This is a genomic window from Proteus sp. fly-1008, assembly GCF_040140305.1.
GTDB lineage: Bacteria > Pseudomonadota > Gammaproteobacteria > Enterobacterales > Enterobacteriaceae > Proteus > Proteus vulgaris_B.
This window is the reverse complement of the sequence record NZ_JBEEWH010000042.1, coordinates 1-1564: the sequence shown is the minus strand read 5'-3', so window position 1 is coordinate 1564 and position 1564 is coordinate 1. Positions and strand designations below refer to the sequence as shown.

The window sequence follows — 1564 nt, the reverse complement described above, 5'->3', positions numbered from 1 at the left end:
GTTTAATAGGTTAATCATAAAGTTTCGTTCATCAGTAATAACGGCTGATAACGTGGTGACTAACTGTCCTTGTGGTGTGTCCATTGATGTATTGATGTTCTCACCAAAGCACCCTTTCATTAACTGCCACAAACCATCTATTACTTCCTGAGTGGTTGGTGCGACGATACCCTGAGGAAGTATTTGTACTGGTGGGATCATAATGAAATACTCCCTTTGTTTCCTTTGTTGTCAGTGAATAAAACCCTACCTCTAACTACCCTGTCATTTGCCGTTGATAATTCAGCCGTAGCCGTAACGACATTAGGAACAGAAAGCGCAGCCTCTTCTAAATTCTGCCGGTATAGAGAAAGTGAGTAGCGATTCTTACCTAAAATATCCTCCAAATAAGGGATCCCCTCATTTTGTGAGTAATAAAGGTCTTTCATAAACACTCGGCACTTATTAGCAACTGATTGAGCCGTCTCATACTGTTCAGAGGTAATAGCGAGGTTTCCTGATACATCAAGGGTCAGATCCCATGTATCAGGTAGTAGAAATAATGTTTTCATTTTATACCTGCTGATTTGGCTGGTTCGTGTTAGAGCCTTGACCGTTTTCTCTGTGAGTGTGACCGTTGTAAGTGGTTCGCATTGAGGCCATTGTTTGAGTGTTGCCCTGCGCAGTATTGTCAGTAATATGGCTGGCTGATTCTAATGTTGAAGTGGTTTCTACTGGAGCATCTAAAACAACCTTAGTTCCTTTCATTTTAATAACGCCAGTCGATACAACATCTATTCCACTTTCTAGGAAATGGATAAATTGGGCAGGCGATCCATTAAGTATCCCCCCGATATACAAACTATCAGCCCAGTCATATCGACGCTTGCTATCTGGCGCAGCTTCATCCTTTGTGCGTTTAACTTTTGAGATATCACGAGAACAAACAAGGCAAACACCCAAGTCACCCACTTTAGGGTCGATAATTACTGCGTTAGCACCTCCTTGATAACGAAAGTAAGGAACGTTATGGACAACTGCGTTTTTGTAAGTATTCCCCGCTCCGTCAACTTGAAGCACCAGAGGCATGATATCTAACAATCCAACCGCGTCAGTTCCGCTTGGTTTAATCGCCACAACCTTACAGACAGTGGTAGTTGCTACGCGCCCAATCAATGAATTAATGATCATCTCTTGAGTACCAATACCACCCGCCATATCTTTAGGGCCGTAGAGTGAAGCTGTCTCATTTTTTGATTGCGACATTCTTACTATCCTCTAGGTTCTGTGCTGATATTTCCATATGCCACCTTGCCGACTCTTGCTCGGTTTCCAGAATTGAACGTGAGCCATAAATCAGCCAATCGCCATTACAACGCTCAACGGTGCTATTTTTGATTCTCGCAATACCACCAAAGCGAATTAAAGGGTCAAAGAAGCACTTAAAATCGACACCAATCATGGTAGGAGTAGGGTAGCCAATTAACCCTGTTTCAGGAGAGATAACAGGGATTTTAATTTTCCTTGGTTGTCCTTTTGGCGTTATGGCCACAAGATTATTTTCAAGATAAAGGTCAAGATCAGC

At 42.5% G+C, this 1564-nt stretch carries 3 protein-coding genes and 1 pseudogene; all 4 read right to left on the bottom strand.

Annotated elements, in window-relative coordinates; genetic code table 11:
- A pseudogene (locus ABN256_RS19320) lies at positions 1–201 on the bottom strand (hypothetical protein); the annotation flags it as partial.
- Positions 198–551, bottom strand: a complete 354-nt coding sequence (locus ABN256_RS19315) for a contractile injection system sheath initiator (RefSeq protein ID WP_349439932.1) — start codon at positions 549–551, stop codon at positions 198–200. The gene ABN256_RS19315 and the pseudogene ABN256_RS19320, both read right to left, overlap by 4 nt.
- Position 552: 1 nt before the next feature.
- A complete protein-coding gene (locus tag ABN256_RS19310; protein WP_349439931.1) occupies positions 553–1245 on the bottom strand; it encodes a phage baseplate protein in 693 nt (230 codons plus the stop codon).
- Positions 1226–1564, bottom strand: a 339-nt coding sequence (locus ABN256_RS19305; RefSeq protein WP_502929713.1) for a baseplate hub protein, incomplete at its 5' end; no start/stop codon positions are given. The genes ABN256_RS19310 and ABN256_RS19305, both read right to left, overlap by 20 nt.